The sequence below is a fragment of the Ancylobacter polymorphus genome (assembly GCF_030813495.1).
Classification (GTDB): domain Bacteria; phylum Pseudomonadota; class Alphaproteobacteria; order Rhizobiales; family Xanthobacteraceae; genus Ancylobacter; species Ancylobacter polymorphus.
Window position 1 is genome coordinate 423,436 of the sequence record NZ_JAUSUI010000001.1, and the last position, 16,702, is coordinate 440,137.

Here is a 16,702-nt window from a genome sequence, read left to right on the forward strand (position 1 = left end):
GTCTGCCGTTGCGACACGTCACGCGGCCCGTCGCGCGGCGGAGTACGCGTCGATTTGGGCATGCGTGAACGCTCGCATGTCCGCTCCCGCCCGGCACGCCTTGAACCAGTCCACGGTCAGCGCCACCGCCTCGGCCAGATCGAGGGCCGGCTGCCAGCCCAACTGCGTACGCGCCTTGGTACAGTCGAGCGTCAGGGTTCGGGCCTCATGCAGGCCGGTCGTGTCACCCTCGACCCGCCACGCCGCCCCTTCACCCCAACGCCGCACGAGTTCGTCCGCCAACCTTGATACCGGCACCTCACTGTCGGTCGCAGGACCGAAATTCCATGCCTGCGCGAAGTCCGAGGCGCGCGGACCCAGCAGCGCGTCCGCCAGCATGAGATAACCGAACAGCGGTTCGAGCACATGCTGCCAGGGCCGCAGCGCCGCAGGATTGCGCACCGCCAGCGCACGTCCCTGGCTGAAGGCGCGAACCGCATCCGGCACCAGACGATCGACGGCCCAGTCGCCGCCACCGATCACGTTGCCTGCCCGAACCGTCGCCAACGCCGTACCGCCCGCCTTGAAATAGGAGGCGCGAAAAGCCTGAGCGACCAGTTCCGTACAGCCTTTGCTGTTGCTGTAGGGGTCGTGGCCGCCCATGGGATCGCTTTCGCGATAAGCCCACATCTGCTCACGGTTCTCGTAGCATTTGTCGCTGGTCACGATGACGGCAGCCCGCACGCCCCCCCGCCGGCGGATGACATCGAGCACATTCGCCGTCCCCATCACATTGGTCGAGTAGGTTCGCAGCGGATCGTCATAGGAGGGACGAACCAGCGATTGCGCCGCCATATGGATGACGACCTCCGGCGCGGCCCGATCAAACGCGGCTTCAACGGCCGCGAGATCGCGAACATCGCCGATGATGCTGTCGAGCGTGCGGGCGTGGGAGAGGTGGGCAAACAGGCTGGGTTCGGTCGGCGGCTCCAGCGCGAAGCCGGTGACAATGGCGCCCAGTCGCTCCAGCCAAAGGCCGAGCCATGCTCCCTTGAAGCCGGTGTGCCCGGTGAGCAGCACGCGGCGTCCCCGCCATGCAGCATCGAGGCTCATGCCCACACCTTCCAGGGAGCCGCGCCGGACGTCCAGCGCTCCTGCAAAAGCCGGCGGTCGCGCGGCGTGTCCATAGGTTGCCAGAAGCCGTCGTGAAGGAAGGCCTTCAACTCGCCCTGCGACGAGAGAGACTCAAGGGGTTCCTGCTCCCATGCCGTGGAATCGTCCGAAATCAGGTCGAGAACCTTGGGCGACAGCAGGAAAAAGCCGCCATTGATCCGGCCCACCTCGTTCGGTGGCTTCTCGCGGAACGAGGCGACACGCCCATCGGCGTCGATCTCAAGGACTCCGAAGCGGCTTGGCGGCGTCACCGCCGCGATCGTCGCGAGCCGGCCATGGGCCTGATGAAAGGCCAGTTCCGCCTTGAGGTCGATGTCGGCGACGCCGTCGCCATAGGTCATGGCGAAGCACGGCTCGCCACGCAGATAGGAGGCCACCCGCTTGAGCCGGCCTCCGGTATTCGTGCCGTCGCCGGTATCAACCAACGTGACGCGCCACGGCTCTGCGGTTTCCCTGTGCACCTCCATCGAATTTCCTGCCATGTTGAAGGTTACATCGGACATGTGCAGGAAATAATTCGAAAAATACTCTTTGATGACGTAGCCGCGATGGCCCAGACATATGATGAACTCATTGAAGCCGTGGGCAGAGTAAATCTTCATGATGTGCCACAGGATCGGGCGCCCACCGATTTCGATCATCGGCTTCGGCACGACCGTGGATTCGTCGCTGATGCGCGTGCCAAATCCTCCTGCGAGTATAACGACCTTCATCAGGCACAAATCCCTTCGATAGCCTGCACGAGTTGCCTGCGCATCGTCTCACGGGAGAAGTGCTCCTGCGCAAAGGCCTGCTGCGCGCTCGCCTGCCTTGCCCACAGATCGCCATCCGTAGCGAGCTGGCGTACCGCCTCTGCCAGTTCCGCAGGGTTCGCGGTGACGGCACAGATGGTCTCCAGCCCCGGCATGCCTTGGGCCCCGACCGGCGTCGTAACCAGGGGCAACCCATGCTGCAGCGCTTCCACCACTTTGGATTTAACCCCCGCTCCAATCCGTAACGGCACAATGGCGACGCGAGAGGTCCGGTAATACCGCGTCAGATCTTCGGCGCTTACCCAACCGCGAACGGTCACGCGCTTGGAGGCGAGAGCCTGAACCTCCGCGGTCGGATATGAGCCGACAAGCGACAGGTGCAAATCGGGCATGACTTGCCAGATCAGCGGCATCACCTCCTTCACGAGCCATATGGCGGCATCGACATTCGGCGAATGCGCAAAGCCGGCCACGAAGAGCAGCCCCTCCCGGGTCTCGAAGTCGGGAGTCTGTGTTGGCAATTCGACGATGTAGGGAGAGACAAGCTGAACGGGAGTGGAAGGCTCCATAGCCTTCACCACCGCCACCTCGTCAGCGGAGGGATAGAGCACGCAGTCCATCTGCGACCAGATCCACCGCTCCTCCTGCTCCTGCGCCTGTGCCGCCGCAAGGTCTTCCGGCTGTCCCGTGGCCTGATGGGCAAGCCGGAGCCTGCGATGATGCAGGTCGTGCCCGTAATAGACCGAGCGGGCCCTGGTATTGTTCCGGACGGTGTCCATGTATTTCGCGGTGATGTGGGGCCGGCTGAACAGCACGGCGTGCAACTGCCCGCCAAACTGCTTCATCCACTCATTGAAACCTGCCAGTGTGGCGAGCGGCCCGTAGAGAATCTCGATGCCCATGTCCTGGATCAGAGGGGCGTAGTCAGGGTGCAGATAGCCGTTCTCAGTCAGGAACTTCACCACATAGCCGGCGCTTAGAAGCTCGGAGAGGAACGCCACCATGGTTCGTGAACCGGCGTCTCGGTCCGGTTCCGGCAGATAGTGATCGATGACCAGCACGACCCTGCCGGTAAAGTTGCGTTCGCGGGCGCGAAACACATTCACCGCGTTGGGATAGTGGCGGGCTTCCAGCTCCGCGCGCCACCGCTCGACCAGCCGTTGCTGGTTCCGAACCTGATAGGACTTGATGCCTTCGGACGTGTCGGTGCCGTGGGAGACACCCTCATGGTGGATGACGACCGAGCGCGGCTGGTACAACACCTTCCGAGACGCTGCCCGCGCCTTGAACGCCAGATCGGAGTCCTCGCAATAAGCCGGCGCGTAGGCGATGTCGAAGCCGCCCTGGTCTCGGAAGAACGCCGCGTCGACGAGGATCGAGGCGCCGGAACAATAGTCGACCTCGCGGGTGTAATTGTACTTGGGCAGCGCCGGATCGTCATAGCGCCCGAAATTCCAGGCCGAACCATCCCGCCAGACGATGCCGCCGGCTTCCTGCAGACGCCCGTCTGGATAGACCAGCTTGGAGCCGACAATGGCCGCCGAGGGGTGCAAAGCGAAGGTGCGAAGCAGCGTGTCGAGCCAGCCCTCGGTCACCTCCGTGTCGTTGTTGAGGAAGTGAAGGTAGCGTCCGCGCGCCTGGCCGGCGGCCTTGTTGCAATTATTGATAAAGCCCAGATTGGTCTCATTTTCCAGAAAGACCAGGCCGGGAATACGGCGCAGCAACCCCAGCGCCGGGTCTTGAGAGGCGTCGTCGATGACAATCACCTCGTAGGTCGCCGCGGGCCGGAAACGGTGCATCGACGCCAGGCAGCGCAACGTATAGTCGACTTTGCCATAGGTCGGGATAATCACCGAGACGAGAGGTGTGTCTTCGCCAATGCCGAAGTCGAGTCCTTCTGCCATCGGCAGCAAATCGACCCCCAGTCCGGCCGCCATCGCCGGCCGCGCGGCAGGCGACGTGCGGATCCTGAAAGCCGACTTCGCCTGCCCACGCAGTGCCCGAAGCCGCGGCTTCACCGCGCGGTACACTGCCGTCCTGCGAATCCGGTCTCTCATCCAGCGCCTCAGCGTGCGCAAGGGCCGCCGACGCATCTCCTCGATCTGGCGCGCATAGGACGCGTGGAGCTCATTCAGCGAACTCAGATGCGCGGCTTCAAATTGCTCGCGCTCAAATCTGCGGTCGCCCTCAAAACGCGCAAGGTCGGCCCTGAGGCGCGACGCTTCCGCCCCTTCATTCTCCTGTGCGCAAGCGAGTTCAGCCTTCAGGCGGGCGACCTCTGCCGCAGCCGTCTCCCGCGCATGGACGAGTTGGGCTTCAAGACGCACCGCCACTGCGGCACCGACCGCTCGCGTATGGGTGAGTTCGGCCGTCAGGCGGGCAATCTCAGCCTGAGCCGCCGCCTGCGTCTGTAGCAGATCGGCGCGAAGTCGCTCGATCTCGGTCCCCTCAAGAGACGGCGGGCTGTTTTCGGCCGCCATCGGTGCCGCCGCACCCGCACGCTGGTCCCTGAACTCGGCGTTGAGGCGGTCAATCTCCGCCTGCCCCGTCCGCCGCGCATCGGTCAGTTCGGCATTGAGCCGGTCGATTTCCGCCTGCCCAGCCCCACGGACGGCGGCGAGTTCAGCGTTGAGGCGGTCAATCTCTGCCTGCCCCTTGCGACGAACGTCGGTAAGCTCGTCGTTCAGCCGACCGATTTCGGACACGCTGGCCCGCACGCTTTCCTCGGCGCTGAGGCGGGCGCCTTCGAGGGCGCGAAAGTGGCTCGGCGAATGGAGCACGCTGTGGCTCAGGGCCGGCAATTTTTCGTTTGAAGCGAGCGCGATCAGATAGGGCGCCTCGGGCACGCCCGTGCAGGAGGAGAAGCAGGTCCCATCATCGCTAATGAAGCCGGCGACACCCCGCGCCCCCGTCGCCTCGTCGCCCAGGATCACCGATCCCCACAAGGCACGCTGTTCGAACAGCGCAATATGCGCAAAACGCGTCGCCAACAGGTCGCGCAGTTCCTGGCGGTCCAGTTCACGCACGTGGAAGTCATTCTTGAAATCCCGCTTCTCCGAATAGGTGACGCGGTCCGGGGAAGAAATCACCAGCATCCCGCCGGGGCGCAGGACACGGAGGACCTCGCCGACGAAGGCCGGCTGGTCCTCAAAGTGCTCCAGCGTCTCGAAGCTGACGACAACATCGACCGACTGCGCCTCAAGCGGCAGCGCCTCGGCCTTACCCTCGCGGAACGATACCCTCGCCGTCGCATGGTTGCGCGCCGCGAAAGCGACGGAAGCGGCGTCAATATCGACCCCCACCACGGAACGCGCGACCTGGCCAAGGAGATGGCTTCCATAGCCCTCTCCGCTCGCCACATCGAGAACGTCTTTGCCGCTGCAGAACTGAAGGGCGAAGAGATACCGGTGATAGTGCTCGTGCTGAATCTCACCCACCAGACCGGAAACATAGCGCTCCCCGGTGAAAGCCATGCTCTCGTCGGGAGACGGGAACCGGAACGTGGGAGGTCGGTGGGAAGACTCGGTCATGGATGCAATTCTAGATAGCGAGTGCGGAGTATTCGGACACAGGAGTCGCCTGCCATCCAGCAACTATGGATCGTCAGCGGGCATCAGCCTAGCGTCGCCCCCACGCCCATCCGACCCGAGCCGCGACATGGATTTCGACGTGTTGGCATCCACAACACCATAATGACGCAACGGCACCAACACATCAGTCTTCAGGCCGAGGACGCTGCCGCCCCCTTCGCCGACGAAGACACATCCGAATTTTCCCGACGCCAGTTGCCGGAGCATCACGTCGCGATCTTCGACCGTCAGCATCTCCACATAGCCGGGCCCCTTCAGCGGCGACCGTCCCTGGGCAGACGCCTAGTACAAGCCCTGCCGCTGCGCAAGGATGACCCATTCGTCCCCCGGCCGCGGTTGGCGGCGAATGAAGTCCAGCTCGTCTGCCACGAGAGGCGAGGGAGGCGGACCCGGCCGTCGAGCATCCGCACGGCATCGCGCCAGAGCGGGCCGATGTTCTGGATGAACGGAATGCCGCAGAACATGAGAACCGCCAACGTCAGCGCGGGCATGGCGAGTTGGACAGGACCCAGCTCGCCGGCGCGTACCATTCGACCCGTTCGGTCCGGCAAGACGGTCGCGATCGCCAGTGCCGGCCAACACATCGTGACGCGATTGAAGATGTGCGAACGGCCCTGATAATAGACGAACAGCCCCCATCCGAGCGCGCTGAGATAGAACACGACATCCACGCACGGGGAGTTCGCCCCCGGCGCCATTCGGTCAGCGCAAACAGCAGGCCCAGAAGAGGGGAAGCATGTTCATGCCTAGACGGTAGAAGAGGTTGGGATAGGTCATCAACCACTGTCCGTGAGGCGCCTGTGACGAGACGGCCGTGAAATAGATGGCAGTGGCCGCGATCGTCAAAGACAGCACCGTCAGGAGCAGGAGCAGCGCCCGCATTTCGGGAGAGCTGCGTCTCCCACCGCCCTTGGCGCTGCCGGCCGCCGAATCGCTTTCGCCGCTAGCCGACACAGACGTGTCGGGCGAACTGTCTGCCTTAGAGCCATAGTCCATGGCCGAGTTCATCAGCCCCCGTTTGCGCAACCTGCTTTCCTTCCCATGGGCGGGCTCGGACGGCTCTCCTTCAGTCTCTATCTCACGCATTTCCCGATCATGTTCACGATTGGCATCGCCCTCTTCCTTCAGCTGGAGGCATGGCTCGGCTATATGCCGGCGGCGTTGATCGCGAGCCAGACTAGCATCGGGATCAGCCTTCTGGTTGCGATACACTTTGAGCGCTACATTGACCGCCCCTCGCTTCGCTTGTCCCACAAAGTGGGTGGACACATGACCATGCCGGCAGACCTTCCCGCCCAGCAGGCTGCCTGACTTGATTGATCAGGCCGTCATCCTCTGCGGGGGCATGGGCACCCGCCTCGGCGCGCTGACCGAAGCGACGCCCAAACCCATGCTGGAAGTCGCCGGGCGCCCCTTCCTCTTTCACCTCATCCAGGAAGTGGCCCGCTATGGCGTGAAGCACATTGTGCTGCTCGCCGGCCGTTTCGGTGAGCAGATCGTGACGGCGTTCCATGGACGTCGGCTGTTCGGCGCGCAGGTCGAGGTGCTTGTGGAGCCTGGACCACTCGGAACGGGCGGCGCGTTGCGTTTCGCGGCCGATCGTCTCGCGCCGCAGTTCCTGCTGTTGAACGGCGACTCCTGGATCGATGCCGACCTCGCACGCTTTGGACTTGGCTGGCACAAGGCAAGGGAGCGGGATCCAGAGGTCAAGGCCCAGATGCTGCTTCACCGCGTGCCCGACACGGCGCGTTTCGGCCGGGTCACGCTGAAAGCAGACCGGGTCGTCGGGTTCGAGGAGAAGGGCGCCCCGCTCGCGGATGCCTCAGGCCTCATCAGCGCCGGCGTCTATGCAATCGACCGGGCGATTCTTGATTTGATCCCGCCCCATGCCGCCTGCTCCCTGGAGCGGGACGTACTTCCACGCCTCGTGGCGGAGGGACGCGTCGTCGCCTCGCAGGCGCGCGAGGGAGCGTATTTCGTCGACATCGGGATTCCCGAGACCTTCGCGCAGGTACAAGTGGATCTTGTCGCCGCCCGTACGCGTCCGGCCGTATTCTTCGACCGGGATGGGACGCTCAATCGCGATGGCGGCTACACGCATCGAGTCGAGGATCTCGTCTGGATGCCGCAGGCACGGGAGGCCATCGCTCACATCAACGAGCTTGGCTATTTCGTCTTCGTGGTCACGAACCAGGCTGGCATCGCCCGCGGCTATTATGACGAGAACGCGGTTACGGCCTTTCATGACGCCATGCAGGTCTCCCTGGCCTCTGTTGGCGGCCATGTGGATGCGTTCGAGTGGTGTCCGCACCATCCCGAGGCCGTTATTCCCGCCTACCGCCGCGATTGCCCGCGCCGTAAGCCCGGCCCGGGTATGCTCCTCGACCTGATGGCGGCCTGGCCGGTGGATTCGCAGCGAAGCTTCCTCATCGGCAACAGCTCCGCCGACATGGAAGCCGCACGTGCTGCGGGCCTCCGCGCGCTGCGTTACGAAGGCGGCTCTGTCGTCGACATCGCCGCCCAATTGCTGTAAGTGGTACCTGAATGTGGATTAGTAAAACTCCCCTTCGCGCCAGTTTTTTTGGCGGCGGCACCGACTACCCCTCCTATTTTCGCTCCAGTCCGGGCGCCGTACTAGGTGGTACCATCGATAAATATATCTATATCCAGGCGCTTCCTCTCTCGCCGATCGCTGAGCAGAGGTTTCGCGTGACCTACCGCACGACGGAGAGTGTGCAGCGGATCGAAGACATCCAGCATCCGGTGGTCCGCGAAAGCCTGAAGCTCTACGGCTGGGAGTGCCCGCTGAACATCGCGACCATGTCGGATTTGCCAGGCAATACGGGACTTGGCAGTTCGTCAGCCTTTACTGTCGGCTTCATCAACCTGCTTCACCGCATGCGCGGTGTCCAACTGACGCGCTATGAACTGGCGCGGCAGGCCATTCGCATGGAGCAGGACATTCTCCAGGAAAATGTGGGCGTCCAGGATCAGATCCACGCCGCCTTCGGTGGCCTCTCGCGCTATGAGTTTTCCGGTGAGACCATTGCCATCGAGCCGCTGACGCTCACCACGAGCCGTCTGGCGACCCTGAATGCCTCGCTGCTGCTCGTCTACACCGGCGCGCAACGTCGTGCCGTGGATGCGCTTGAGAGCCAGCACAGGCGCACCGTCAGCGGCGACAATGCCGCCTATCTCGCTGAAATGTATGAGATGACGCGCACGGGCACGCGCCTGTTGGAAGAAGCCGGCGATGACATGGCGAGTATCGCTCGCTTCGGCCATCTCCTGGACGAAGGCTGGCGCCTGAAACGCAAACTGGGGGAGGGCGTGACCAGCCCGATCATCGACGAGTTGTATCGTCGCGGGAAGGAACTCGGCGCGCATGGCGGCAAGCTCCTGGGCGCCGGCGGCGCCGGCTTCATCCTCCTTATCGTCGAACCCGGCCGCCACCCTCTGTTCGTGGAGCATTTCGGCGCCGGCAATGTCATTCCGATTTCGCTTACCGATGGCGGATCGACAGTGTCACATTTCGCCTGACCGCTCGCCTGCCGTCACGCACGTATTTCCACGCCACGCAGATGCCTTCGAGCGTAAAGCCTGCAGGCGCGCGACTATCGACCGGGCGGGCAAAGCGCCGCTTCGGCGATGCCGCACATCACGTGCCCGATCGCGATATGAGCCTCCTGGATATGGCTGGTCTGTTCATGCGGCACGGCCACCAGCACATCCGCGAGCGCGCCCAGCGCACCGCCGCTCGCCCCGGTAAAGGCGACGCCTGTGATGCCCATCTGCCGGGCGGCCTCGAAAGCCTTCACCACATTCGCGCTGTTGCCACTGGTGGACAATCCGACCAGCACATCGCCCTTGCGGCCGATGCCACGGACCTGGCGCGCGAAGACATGCTCAAAGCCATAGTCGTTGGCAATCGCCGTCAATGCCGACGTATCCACGGTCAGCGCCAAGGCCGGCAGAGGAGCGCGATCCGAGAGGAATCGCCCCATCAGTTCGGCCGCAAGGTGCTGCGAATCGGCTGCCGAGCCCCCATTGCCGCAAAACATCACCTTGCCACCGCTCGACAAGGCATCGATCCAGGTGTCGGCCGCCCTGCGGACATCGGCCGCCATGGAGTCGAGACGGCCTAAAAGTCGAGCGGATTCAGCAAAATAGGCGCGGATGCTGTCGGTCGAATTGATCATGGTTGTGGCTCGGAAATGCAGCGACGATGTCCGCCCGCTACCGTCCCGACCGAGGGCAAGTCGATGGCTGGCTCAGACCGCGGGCAGACTTAGGAGGTCAACCCGCGACTGTCCACACGAACAACGGTCACTGGCCGAACAGGCTGGCGTCCGACGCCTCCCAATGCAGCCGCAGGTTGGTACCGATCGTCACATCGTCGGCACGTGCCAGGCTCGCGGGCATGCGCATGTTGACGCTCGCGCCCCACCCCGTTGTCAGCACGAAGTGGTAGGTTTCGCCGATGAAGGTGGCATCGGACAGAACCACGTCGATGCCGGGCCCATTCTCACCTCGGAGCGGCGACAGACGGAGCCGATCCGGCCGGATCATCAGGCCGCCGCGCCCGCCGGCCCTGGCGTCGCCATGCACCGCGACGCGCTCCAGCGCGCTGCCATCCGGAAGCGTGATGTCCGCGAACCCGCCGTGGCTGCGGGCGATGGTACAGTCGAGAAAATTGGAATGACCGATGAAGTCGGCGACGAAGCGGGTTCGGGGCGCCTCATAAAGCTCGCGACCCTTGCCGAGTTGCTCGATTTTGCCGTGGTTGAACAAGGCGATGCGGTCGGAGAGGCTCAGCGCCTCCTCCTGGTCGTGGGTGACATAGAGGATGGTCACGCCCGTTTGCCGGTGGATGCGGCGAATCTCGTCCTGGATTTCCTCGCGCAGTTTCTTGTCCAGCGCCGAGAGCGGCTCGTCCATCAGCAGCAAGGGTGGGTTGTAGGCGAGCGCGCGGGCGAGGGCGACGCGCTGCTGCTGACCGCCGGAAAGCTGGGCGGGCATGCGGCCGGCGAAACTCTCCAGCCGCACAAGCGCCAGCATCTCCTCGACCTTGCCGGCGATTTCCGCCGCCGGGCGGCGGCGCACGCGCAGCGGAAAGGCGACATTCTCCGCGACGGACAGATGCGGGAACAGCGTGTAGCGCTGAAACACCATGCCGATATTGCGCTTGTTCGACGGCTCGGAAAGGATGCTGCGCCCCTCCAGCCGCACATCCCCGCGCGTCGGCTCGAAGAAGCCGGCGATCATGTAGAGCGTCGTGCTCTTGCCGGAGCCCGAGGGCCCGAGAAAGGTGACGAACTCGCCGCGCGCAATCTCCAGCGACACGTCGCTGACGGCGGTGACATTGCCGAATGTCTTGGAAATATTGGCTATTTCCAGAAAGCTCATGAGCGGTCGTCCTTGCGAAGGAGGGCGGCGGCCGCCATGAGGGCGGCGGTCAGGGCGATCAGCAGCGTCGAGACGGCGGCGATGACGGGGGAGAGATCCTGCCGCAGCGTGCCGTAAATGCGCACTGGAAGCGTCTGGAGATCGGGGCTCGCCATGAAGATGGCGATCACCACCTCGTCCCAGGAGGCGAGGAAGGAGAAGATCGCCGCGCTGATGAGGCCGAGGCGGATGCCGGGCAGGGTGACGCGGATCTTGGCTTCCAAAGGGCTGGCGCCGCAGACGATGGCGGCGGTTTCAATATCGCGGTCAAACCGTTCCAGCGCATTGGAAATCGCGATGATGGAGAAGGGCAGCGCGATGACGAGATGCGCGAGAACGAAGCCCAGAAACGTGCCGTTGAGATGCAGCCGCAGGAAGAAGGCGTAGAGCGCGACCGCGAGCACCACCACCGGCAGGATCATCGGGGTGAGAAACAGCGCCCGCAACGCTTGCCGGCCGCGAAACGTGCCGCGTGTCAGGCCGAAGGAGGCCATCAGGCCGATGCCGACCGACAGCACCGTCACCACGGCGGCGATCTTGAAGCTGGTGAGGAAGGAGGCGATCCATTCGGGATCGTCGAACAGGTCCTCATACCAGCGCAGCGTCCAGCCGGGCGGCGGGAATTGCAACCATTGCGAGGAGCCGAAGGACAGGGCGACGATGAGCAGGATCGGCAGCAGAAGATAGGCGCCGACCAGCAGGGCGATGAGGCTGAGGGCGACGCGCCAGGGGCCGAGACGGGCGAAATCAAGCAGCATGGCGCCTAGCCCCTCGCCTGACCGAAACCGAAAAAGCGAAGCTGCACCATATAGATGGCGAGCGTGATCACGAGGAGCACCAGCGCCGCCGCGCCCGCCAGCCCCCAGTCGAGCAGCGACTGCACCAGCTGCGCGATCAGTTCCGCCAGCATCATATTGGCGGTGCCGCCGAGCAGGGCCGGGGTGATGAAATAGCCGAGCGACATGACGAACACCATCAGCGCGCCAGCGGCGATGCCGGAGGCGGTGAGGGGGAGCATCACCCGCGTGAAAGCCTGAAAACGGCTGGCGCCGCAAAGGGATGCGGCCTGGAAAATGGCGGGGTCGATGGAGCGGATCGTGGCGTGCAGCGGCAGGATCATGAAGGGCAGCATGATGTAGGTCATGCCGATGGTGACGCCGACGAGGTTGTTAATCAGCGGCAGCGGCTCGGAAATCAGGCCGAGATTCATCAGCGTGCGGTTGATGACGCCGGTGCGCTGGAGCAGCACCATCCAGGCATAGGTGCGGGCGAGCAGGTTGGTCCACATCGACAGGATGACGATGGCGAACAGCAGCCGCGACCAGAAGGACGGCGCGATCGCCAGGAACCAAGCCACGGGAAACCCAAGGAGAACCGTCACCACCGTGACCGTGAAGGCGACGAGGAAGGTGTTGCCGAGCACCTTGAGATAGGTCGTCGAGCCGAAGAAGGTGGCGTAGTTCTGCAGCCCCGGCGCCGGTTCCAGCACGCTGCGCAGCAGCAGGGCCAGCACCGGAATCACAAATACCAGCACAACCAGAGCGAGCGCCGGCAGCACGGGCGCGAAGCCCCGTCCGCCCCGCCGGGCGGCTGGGGACTGGGGGGCCATCGGTACGTCGGTCACGGTCATGAGGGCTCGACCACGGCGGTTCGATGAGTGCAGTGAGGTGGACGATGAGGCCGAGGAGGCCGGAACGGTGCGCCCGTCCTTGGCCGGCGCCTTTCCGCGCTCCCTTGTGACGGGGAGCGCGGATCGCATCCGGCGGTGGTCCGCCGGCTCACTCCGCCTGCCAGGCGTACCAGCGCTTGCCGATCTCGTCGCGATGGGCGGCCCAGTAGCTCATGTCGAGATTGATCTGCGAGGCCGTGTGCTTGTCGGGCAGGTTGGCGGCCACGTCCTTCGGCATCAGCGCGGCGGACTTCACGTTCACCGGCGCATAGCCGCTCTCGGTGGCGAAGCTCGCCTGTCCCTCGGGGCTGGTGGCCTCGGCGATGAACTTCATCGCCGCTTCCTTGTTCTTCGACCCCTTGGGCACGACCAGCATATCGGCGGCGGTCAGATTCTGCTCCCAGGACAGGTCGACCTTCTCGCCGCTCTGCTGCAGGGCGAAGATGCGCCCGTTCCAGAACTGGCCGATCGGCGCCTCGCCGGAGGCGAGCAGCTGCTGCGACTGCGCGCCGGTGCCCCACCAGACAATGTCCTTCTTGATGCTGTCGAGCTTCTTGAAGGCGCGGTCGAGGTCGAGCGGGTAGAGCTTGTCGGCCGGTACGCCGTCCGCCAGCAGGGCGATTTCCAGCACACCCGGCGCCGACCATTTGTAGAAGGTGCGCTTGCCGGGGAAGGTCTTGGTGTCGAACACATCCGCCCAGCTCTTGGGCGTCTTGCCCTTCAGGCTCGCCGGATTGAAGCCGAGCACGAAGGAATAATAGAAGCTGCCGACCGCATGGTCGGTGACGAAGCGCGGATCGATCTCGTCGCGCTTGACGATGGAAAAGTCGATCGGCTCGATCAGCCCGTCCTTGGCGGCGGCGGCGGCGAAATCGGCCTCCACGTCCACCACGTCCCAGGAAACGTTGCCGCTCTCGACCATGGCTTTCAGCTTGCCATAGTCGGTCGGGCCGTCCTGCTTGACGGTGATGCCGGTTTCCTTGGTGAAGGGCACGGCCCAGCTCTTTTTCTGGGCGTCCTGGGTGGTGCCGCCCCAGCTGGTGAAGACGATGGAACCCGACTGCGCCACCGCGGCGCCGGCAAGGCCGGCGGCGAGGGCGAGGGCGGCAATTCCGAGAGCACGGGATGTGCGCGACATGGTGGTCCCCTTTGGTTGGCGTTCGGTGTGGAAGGCGGCGCGTTGGGCGCTCGGTTCGTTCAGGGAAGGCGTGGCGGCGGGGCGAGGCCCGGCGTCAGCCCAGCGGCGAGAACGCCGTCGGCAGCAGAATCTTGTTTTCCATAGTCTCGATCAGCGCCTGGATCTTCGGCAGGAAGGTGAGCCAGGCCGGATCGGCGTTCAGCCGCGCCCGGCGGGCGGCGCGGTCGTCCAGGCTGGCATAGGCCCAGATATGGACGATCTCGTTCAGCGGGCCGATCTCGCTGGTGAAATAGCCGACCAGCTGGCCGAGATGGCTCTTTTGCAAAGCGATGCCTTCCTCCGCCACCAGCTTCACATAGGCGGGGACGGCGCCGGTCTTCAGCCGGTAGGTACGCATCTCGTAAAGCATGGCGGGCCTCAGCGCATGACGAAGGGATCGTCGATCGGCGCGTCGGAGGTGCGCAGCCAGACCGATTTGGTGCGGGTGTAGTCGCGGATCGATTCCGCCCCGCCCTCGCGCCCGAGGCCGGACAGGCCATAGCCGCCGAAGGGCACGATGGGCGAGACGGCGCGGTAGGTGTTGACCCAGACGATGCCGGCGCGCAGCTTTCGGATCAGCCGGTGGGCGCGGGTGAGGTCGCGGGTGAACACACCGGCGGCGAGGCCGAACGGGCTGTCATTGGCTTTCGTGATGGCGTCGGCCTCGCCATCGAAGCCGATGACGCTGAGCACCGGGCCGAACAACTCTTCCGCCGCACAGGGCACTTCATTGCCGGCGCAGGCGAGGATGGTGGGGGCGTAGTAGTTGCCCGAGGCCAAGCCCTCCGCCCGCTGCCCGCCGGTCACCAGCGTCGCACCGGCCGCAAGGCTGGCGGCGACCACCTGCTCGATATGCCCAAGCTGGCGCGCGGTGGCGAGCGGGCCCATTTCCGTCGCCGGGTCCTGCGGGTCGCCGATGCGGATGCGGCGGGCCTTCGCGGTGAGGATGGCGAGCAGCTTGTCGCGCACGCTCTCCTCGACGAAGAGGCGTGAGCCGGCGACGCAGCTCTGGCCGGAGGCGGCGAAGATGCCGGCCACCACCGCATTGGCGGCACTTTCCAGATCGGCATCGGCGAACACCAGCACCGGCGACTTGCCGCCGAGTTCGAGCGTCGTATAGGCGAGATTTTCCGCCGTGTTGCGCACCACATGGCGCGCGGTCGCCGGCCCGCCGGTGAAGGCGACGCGGGAGACGAGCCTGTGGGCGGTGAGCGTCCTGCCGCATTCCTCGCCGAAGCCGGTGATGATGTTGACGACGCCGGGGGGAAAGCCGGCCTCGTGCACGAGCTTGGCGAAGGCGAGCAGCGGGGCGGGGCCTTCCTCCGACGCCTTCAGCACAATGGTGCAGCCCGCCGCCAGCGCCGGGCCGAGCTTCACTGCCGAGAGAAAGAGCTGCGAGTTCCACGGCACGACGGCGGCGACGACGCCGATCGGTTCGCGGCGCAGCCAGGCTTCCATATCCGGCTTGTCGACGGGCAGATGGGAGCCCTCGACCTTGTCAGCGAGGCCGCCGAAAAAGCGATAATATTCCGCGACATAGCCGATCTGCGCCCGCGTCTCGCGGATGATCTTGCCGGTATCGCGGGTCTCAAGCTCCGCAAGCTCCTGCGCATGGGTGGCGACGAGATCGCCGAGCCGCATCAGGAGCTTGCCGCGCTGGGTGGCGGTGAGGTTCGCCCATTCCGGCGCGTCGAAAGCGCGGTGGGCGGCTTCCACCGCGCGGTTCACGTCCGCCGTCGTGGCCGCCGGCATCACCGCCCAGGGCTGGCCGGTGGCGGGGTCATAGCTCTCGAAGCTCGCCCCGCCCGTGACGAAGGCGCCGTCGATATAGAGCCGGAAATCGTCGCGCAGGGCGGTCATCGCTTCATCCTCACGCAAAGGCCGGCATCACATGGCGGATGAAGCGGTCCAGCGACTTTGCCTTGCGCTCGTGGCTGATGCCGGCGTCGATCCACAGCGAGAACTGGTCGAAGCCGAGCGCCTCGTAGCCCTTCAGCCGGGCGATCACCTCGTCGGGCTCGCCGATGACGAGATTTTTCCGCACGACCTCCGGGGCGAAGTGCGGGGCGGCGGCGCGCTCCTCCGGGGTCAGCGGCGCCATGATCGCCTGATGGATCGGCCGCTTATTGGCGAACCAGGCACCGAACAGCCCATACCAGGCGGAAAGATCGTCGGCGAGCTGGTCGGCCTCATCAGGGGAATCGGCGACGAAGCAGTGCTGCAGCAGCATGATCTTCGGGCGCGGCACGGCGGGATGAGCGGCGACAGCAGTGTTGAACCGCTCCATCAGGCTCGCCACCTCGCCATCGCCCGAAGCGAGCGGCGTCACCTGCACATTGCAGCCATTGGCGACGGCAAAAGCGTGGCTGTTGGGGTCGCGCGCGGCGATCCAGATCGGCGGGCCGCCGTGCTGCACGGGCTTGGGCGAAGCGGTGGAGGTGGGGAAGCTCCAGAACTGGCCCTCATGGGCATAATCGCCCTCCCACAGCTTCTTCACCGCCGGCACCAGCTCGCGCATGCGCAGCCCCGCGCCCATGGCGTCGAGGCCGGGCAGCAGGCGCTCATATTCGAAAACATAGGCGCCGCGCGCGATGCCGAGATCGAGCCGGCCCTCGCAGGCGATATCCATCATCGCCGCCTCGCCGGCCAGCCGTATCGGGTGCCAGAACGGGGCGATGACATTGCCGGTGCCGAGGCGGATGGTCCGGGTCTTGGCCGCGAGATGGGCGAGCTGGATGAAGGGGTTGGGGGCGATGGTGAAATCCATCGCGTGGTGCTCGCCGATCCACACCGTCTCGAAGCCCGCGCCCTCGGCGGTGAGCGCCAGCTCCTCCAGCTCGGCGAACAGCCTTGCATGGGGAATGGCGGGATCGGTGCGCTCCATATGGACGAAGAGGGAGAACTTCATGGCGGTGAT

At 64.9% G+C, this 16,702-nt stretch carries 16 protein-coding genes; 2 read left to right on the forward strand and 14 right to left on the reverse strand.

Annotated elements, in window-relative coordinates; all coding sequences use genetic code 11:
- Nucleotides 1–18: 18 nt before the first annotated feature.
- The 6 genes from rfbG to J2S75_RS02380 all read right to left on the reverse strand — a co-directional run bounded on the left by rfbG (nt 19) and on the right by J2S75_RS02380 (nt 6,763).
- On the reverse strand, nt 19–1,092 hold the full coding sequence (gene rfbG / locus J2S75_RS02355) for a CDP-glucose 4,6-dehydratase (RefSeq protein WP_307017829.1): 1,074 nt from the start codon (nt 1,090–1,092) through the stop codon (nt 19–21).
- Entirely contained in the window at nt 1,089–1,865 is a 777-nt protein-coding gene (rfbF, locus tag J2S75_RS02360; protein WP_307017831.1) for a glucose-1-phosphate cytidylyltransferase, read from the reverse strand. Before rfbF ends, rfbG begins: the two co-directional genes overlap by 4 nt.
- Entirely contained in the window at nt 1,865–5,434 is a 3,570-nt protein-coding gene (locus J2S75_RS02365) for a glycosyltransferase (RefSeq protein WP_307017833.1), read from the reverse strand. Before J2S75_RS02365 ends, rfbF begins: the two co-directional genes overlap by 1 nt.
- A 63-nt stretch (nt 5,435–5,497) precedes the next feature.
- Entirely contained in the window at nt 5,498–5,728 is a 231-nt protein-coding gene (locus J2S75_RS02370) for a hypothetical protein (protein WP_307017834.1), read from the reverse strand.
- Nucleotides 5,729–5,748: 20 nt separating this feature from the next.
- Nucleotides 5,749–6,165, reverse strand: a complete 417-nt coding sequence (locus J2S75_RS02375; protein WP_307017835.1) for a hypothetical protein — start codon at nt 6,163–6,165, stop codon at nt 5,749–5,751.
- A 31-nt stretch (nt 6,166–6,196) separates the two neighbouring features.
- The gene (locus J2S75_RS02380; protein WP_307017837.1) at nt 6,197–6,763 is read right to left on the reverse strand and encodes a hypothetical protein; all 567 of its coding nucleotides are present in this window, start codon (nt 6,761–6,763) and stop codon (nt 6,197–6,199) included.
- A 43-nt stretch (nt 6,764–6,806) separates the two neighbouring features.
- Between J2S75_RS02380 and J2S75_RS02385 the strand changes: the two genes are divergently transcribed.
- Together J2S75_RS02385 and J2S75_RS02390 are read left to right on the forward strand one after the other, a co-directional pair.
- Nucleotides 6,807–8,027, forward strand: coding sequence for an HAD-IIIA family hydrolase (locus J2S75_RS02385; RefSeq protein ID WP_307017839.1), 1,221 nt, complete (start codon nt 6,807–6,809; stop codon nt 8,025–8,027).
- Between the two features lie 176 nt (nt 8,028–8,203).
- The gene (locus J2S75_RS02390) at nt 8,204–9,034 is read left to right on the forward strand and encodes a GHMP family kinase ATP-binding protein (RefSeq protein ID WP_307017841.1); all 831 of its coding nucleotides are present in this window, start codon (nt 8,204–8,206) and stop codon (nt 9,032–9,034) included.
- 74 nt (nt 9,035–9,108) lie between these two features.
- Here the strand turns inward: J2S75_RS02390 and J2S75_RS02395 are convergent, their stop codons facing one another.
- The 8 genes from J2S75_RS02395 to J2S75_RS02430 all read right to left on the reverse strand — a co-directional run bounded on the left by J2S75_RS02395 (nt 9,109) and on the right by J2S75_RS02430 (nt 16,693).
- Nucleotides 9,109–9,693, reverse strand: a complete 585-nt coding sequence (locus J2S75_RS02395; RefSeq protein ID WP_307017842.1) for a D-sedoheptulose-7-phosphate isomerase — start codon at nt 9,691–9,693, stop codon at nt 9,109–9,111.
- Nucleotides 9,694–9,820: 127 nt separating this feature from the next.
- Nucleotides 9,821–10,900, reverse strand: a complete 1,080-nt coding sequence (locus J2S75_RS02400; RefSeq protein ID WP_307017844.1) for an ABC transporter ATP-binding protein — start codon at nt 10,898–10,900, stop codon at nt 9,821–9,823.
- The gene (locus J2S75_RS02405; protein ID WP_307017846.1) at nt 10,897–11,697 is read right to left on the reverse strand and encodes an ABC transporter permease; all 801 of its coding nucleotides are present in this window, start codon (nt 11,695–11,697) and stop codon (nt 10,897–10,899) included. The genes J2S75_RS02400 and J2S75_RS02405 overlap by 4 nt, the downstream gene beginning before the upstream one ends.
- 5 nt (nt 11,698–11,702) lie before the next feature.
- Nucleotides 11,703–12,548, reverse strand: coding sequence for an ABC transporter permease (locus J2S75_RS02410; RefSeq protein WP_307018485.1), 846 nt, complete (start codon nt 12,546–12,548; stop codon nt 11,703–11,705).
- Nucleotides 12,549–12,717: 169 nt separating this feature from the next.
- Nucleotides 12,718–13,746 carry an ABC transporter substrate-binding protein gene (locus tag J2S75_RS02415; RefSeq protein WP_307017847.1) on the reverse strand — a complete coding sequence of 343 codons (1,029 nt, stop codon included), beginning with the start codon at nt 13,744–13,746 and terminating at the stop codon, nt 12,718–12,720.
- 94 nt (nt 13,747–13,840) lie between these two features.
- Nucleotides 13,841–14,155 (reverse strand): NIPSNAP family protein, encoded by a 315-nt coding sequence (locus J2S75_RS02420; protein WP_307017849.1) that lies wholly within the window; start codon nt 14,153–14,155, stop codon nt 13,841–13,843.
- Nucleotides 14,156–14,163: 8 nt separating this feature from the next.
- A complete protein-coding gene (locus J2S75_RS02425; RefSeq protein ID WP_307017851.1) occupies nt 14,164–15,645 on the reverse strand; it encodes an aldehyde dehydrogenase in 1,482 nt (493 codons plus the stop codon).
- A 10-nt stretch (nt 15,646–15,655) separates the two neighbouring features.
- Entirely contained in the window at nt 15,656–16,693 is a 1,038-nt protein-coding gene (locus J2S75_RS02430) for an LLM class flavin-dependent oxidoreductase (RefSeq protein ID WP_307017853.1), read from the reverse strand.
- Nucleotides 16,694–16,702 lie beyond the last annotated feature (9 nt).

Bases quoted from the DNA above. Each gene is read 5' to 3' on its own strand.
- rfbG (WP_307017829.1), bottom strand. From the start codon at position 1,092: ATGAGCCTCGATGCTGCATGGCGGGGACGCCGCGTGCTGCTCACCGGG.
- rfbF (WP_307017831.1), bottom strand. From the start codon at position 1,865: ATGAAGGTCGTTATACTCGCAGGAGGATTTGGCACGCGCATCAGCGAC.
- J2S75_RS02365 (WP_307017833.1), bottom strand. From the start codon at position 5,434: ATGACCGAGTCTTCCCACCGACCTCCCACGTTCCGGTTCCCGTCTCCC.
- J2S75_RS02370 (WP_307017834.1), bottom strand. From the start codon at position 5,728: ATGCTGACGGTCGAAGATCGCGACGTGATGCTCCGGCAACTGGCGTCG.
- J2S75_RS02395 (WP_307017842.1), bottom strand. From the start codon at position 9,693: ATGATCAATTCGACCGACAGCATCCGCGCCTATTTTGCTGAATCCGCT.
- J2S75_RS02400 (WP_307017844.1), bottom strand. From the start codon at position 10,900: ATGAGCTTTCTGGAAATAGCCAATATTTCCAAGACATTCGGCAATGTC.
- J2S75_RS02405 (WP_307017846.1), bottom strand. From the start codon at position 11,697: ATGCTGCTTGATTTCGCCCGTCTCGGCCCCTGGCGCGTCGCCCTCAGC.
- J2S75_RS02410 (WP_307018485.1), bottom strand. From the start codon at position 12,548: ATGGCCCCCCAGTCCCCAGCCGCCCGGCGGGGCGGACGGGGCTTCGCG.
- J2S75_RS02415 (WP_307017847.1), bottom strand. From the start codon at position 13,746: ATGTCGCGCACATCCCGTGCTCTCGGAATTGCCGCCCTCGCCCTCGCC.
- J2S75_RS02420 (WP_307017849.1), bottom strand. From the start codon at position 14,155: ATGCTTTACGAGATGCGTACCTACCGGCTGAAGACCGGCGCCGTCCCC.
- J2S75_RS02425 (WP_307017851.1), bottom strand. From the start codon at position 15,645: ATGACCGCCCTGCGCGACGATTTCCGGCTCTATATCGACGGCGCCTTC.
- J2S75_RS02430 (WP_307017853.1), bottom strand. From the start codon at position 16,693: ATGAAGTTCTCCCTCTTCGTCCATATGGAGCGCACCGATCCCGCCATT.